General features: G+C 67.4%; 3 protein-coding genes and 2 pseudogenes. All 5 read left to right on the top strand.

Annotation, left to right across the window (positions count from 1 at the left end):
- Window positions 1-316, top strand: a pseudogene (locus DBR23_RS20145) (alpha/beta hydrolase); the annotation flags it as partial.
- 38 nt (window positions 317-354) lie between these two features.
- Window positions 355-1,296, top strand: a complete 942-nt coding sequence (locus DBR23_RS20150; protein WP_108499383.1) for a VOC family protein — start codon at window positions 355-357, stop codon at window positions 1,294-1,296.
- A 9-nt stretch (window positions 1,297-1,305) separates the two neighbouring features.
- Window positions 1,306-1,641, top strand: coding sequence for a Rieske (2Fe-2S) protein (locus tag DBR23_RS20155; RefSeq protein ID WP_056065480.1), 336 nt, complete (start codon window positions 1,306-1,308; stop codon window positions 1,639-1,641).
- A gap of 16 nt (window positions 1,642-1,657) precedes the next feature.
- Entirely contained in the window at window positions 1,658-2,791 is a 1,134-nt protein-coding gene (locus DBR23_RS20160) for an FAD-dependent oxidoreductase (protein WP_108499384.1), read from the top strand.
- A 12-nt stretch (window positions 2,792-2,803) separates the two neighbouring features.
- Window positions 2,804-3,000, top strand: a pseudogene (locus tag DBR23_RS20165) (MFS transporter); the annotation flags it as partial.

Here is a 3,000-nt window from a genome sequence, read left to right on the forward strand (position 1 = left end):
GTGCTGGGTATGGGGTGCCAAGGACATCGACGACTTCATGCGGATCGCGCAGAACGTGCACCTGGACGGCGTGGTCGAGAAGATCCGCGTGCCCTTCCTGGTCACGCACGGCGAGCGTGATTCGCAAATCCCGCTGAAGTGGGCGCACCGCACCTACGAGCAGCTGGTCAACAGCCCGCGGCGAGAACTCAAGGTGTTCACCGACCGCGAAGGCGGCTCGCAGCACGCGAGCTTTGACAACAGCATCAATGCGGGCCACTACATCGCGGATTGGGTGGCAGAAGTCCTGGGCGGACACACCGCCTGCAGGGCTTGAAGCCCCACCGCACCACTGACACCACAAAGGATCAAGAGATGAACATCATTGGACCCGACGCGCTGGTTTTTGGCGTGGACGACATCGCCGCCTGCGCGCAGTACCTGACGGACTACGGGCTGACCCCAGTCGGGGTGACGGCACAGGGCGGGCGCTTCGAGGCGCTGGACGGGACAGCCGTGGAAATACGCGCTCATGACGACCCGGCGTTGCCGCCTTCGCTGGGCACAGCCAGCCTGCTGCGCGAAACCGTCTACGGCGTAGCCGACGCGGCCACGCTCGATACCATCGAGGCCGAACTGACCCGCGACCGCGTGGTGGTGCGCCAGGGCGGCGTGCTGCGCACCACGGACGACCTGGGCTTTGCCCTCGCGTTCCAGGTCACCGTGCGCAAGCCGCTGTGGATGCCTGCCGAATCCGTCAACGCCCCCGGGGCCGCGCCGCAGCGGGCTCCCAACGCGCTGGGTCTGCCGCCAGACCTGGTGGCGCGACCCCGCTCGCTGTCGCATGTCGTGTACTTCGTTCCGGACGCGGCCAAGGCCGAGGCGTTTTATGCCCGCCTGGGTTTTGTCTGCACAGACCGGTTCACGGGCGTCGGCCCCTTCCTGCGCCCTGCGGGCACGCAAGACCACCACACGCTGTTCATGATCCAGACGCCCCCGTTCATGAAAGGCTGCGAGCACTTCACCTTCCACATGGGCGGCCCCACCGAGTTGTTGCTGGCCGGCACCCGCTTTGTGGAGAAGGGCTACCAGAGCTTCTGGGGCCCCGGGCGCCACCGGTTCGGCAGCAACTGGTTCTGGTACTTCAACTCGCCCCTGGGCTGCCATGTCGAATACGACGCAGACATGGACCAGCACGACAACACCTGGGCGCCGCGGGAGGTGCCGATGAGCGCCGATGCCTCGCAGCTGTTCCTGTTCCAGCACCGCGAGAAGTGGGCGCCCTCGGGCCCGCCGCCAGCGCAGGCGCACCATTGAGCTGGCACCATGAAGCTGTGCCACTGGAGCGACCTGCCCGACGGCGCATCGCGGGGCTTTGACCCCGCAGGCCACGGCCAAGACACGGTCATCGTCGTGCGGCAGGGCCTGCGTTTGCATGCCTATGCCAACGTCTGCCCCCACGATGGCGTCCCGATGGCATGGCGCAAAGACCGGTATCTGAATGCGGCTGGTGACCGCATCGTCTGCGCGGCCCACGGCGCACTGTTTGACATCGCCACCGGGGTGTGCACTCTGGGGCCGTGCCTGGGCGATGCGCTCACCCCCGTACCCCTGGTCCTGCAAGCCAATGGCGACGTCCATCTGGCGAATCCAAAAAAATGAACAAGGAGACAAACCCATGAGCCTATCTTCCCAACGCATCCTGGTTATTGGCGGCGGATTTTCCGGCATGGCAGCGGCCATTGAGCTGCGCAAGCAGGGCGCCCAGGTGGACCTGGTCGAGATCGATCCCGGCTGGCGCAGCTATGGCGCCGGCATCAGCCTGGGCGGCGCCACGCTGCGGGCGTTTCGACGCCTGGGCGTTCTGGAGGCCTTTCTGGCCCAGGGCAACGCCTCGGACGGCGTGAACCTGCACCTGCCCCATGGCCCCCTGGTGGCCACGCTGCCCACGCCCCGCATTGCGGGCGACGATGTGCCGGGTGGCGGCGCCATCCTGCGCCCGGTGCTGGCCCGCATCCTGGCCGAGGCCACCCGCGCAGCGGGCGCCAATGTCCGTCTGGGCTGCACGTTCGCTGCCATCGACCAGCAGGCTGACGGGGTGCTGGTGACTTTCACCGACGGCCAGCGCCAGCGCTATGACCTGGTGATCGGCGCGGACGGGCTCTACTCCAAGGTGCGCGAAGCCGTGTTTGAAAACGCCCCCCGGCCGCGCTACAGCGGCCAGGCGGTGTGGCGCGCCGTGCTGCCCCGGCCGCCAGAGATCGAGACGGCCACCATGTGGATGGGGCCCCAGATCAAACCCGGCGTGAACCCGGTCTCCAAGACCGAGATGTACCTCTTCGTCACCGAGCCGCGCCCCACCAACGACCATGTCGATCCAGCGACGTTTGTGGACACCCTGCGCGCGCTGCTGGAGGGCTTTACTGCCCCCACGCTGCAAGCTATCCGCAGCCAGATCGGCCCGGACTCGCAGATCGTGTACCGCCCGCTGGAAGGGCTGCTCATGCCCCGACCCTGGTCACGCGGACGCGTGGTGTTGATCGGCGACACGGTGCACGCTACCACGCCCCACCTTGCATCGGGCGCCTGCATCGGCATCGAGGACGCGCTGGTGCTGGCCGATGAACTGGCGCAGTCAGCGGGCGACATGCCGGCTGCGTTGGCGGCCTTTGAAAGCCGCCGCTGGGAGCGCTGCCGCATGGTGGTGGAGAACTCGGCACGCCTGGGCGAGATCGAGATCGACGGCGGCGACAAGGAAGAGCACTCGCGCATCATGCGGGAGTCCCTCATGGCGTTGGCTGAGCCCATCTGAAGCGAGGTCGCCATGATCACAACCAATTCGCTGCGGGGCCGCGTGGCCCTGATGGTGGGCCATTGCGCGGGCATGGTCGATCTGGTCGCGTTGCCGGTGTGGGTGGGCACGCTGATCTCGGTGTACCGCTTTGACCCGCAGCAGGCGGGCCTGCTGGCTACCTTGTTTCTGGCCGGGGCGGTCGCGGCCAGCCTGCTGCTGGCGCCGTT

Source organism: Acidovorax sp. HMWF018, assembly GCF_003061035.1.
In the GTDB taxonomy this organism is placed as follows: domain Bacteria; phylum Pseudomonadota; class Gammaproteobacteria; order Burkholderiales; family Burkholderiaceae_C; genus Acidovorax; species Acidovorax delafieldii.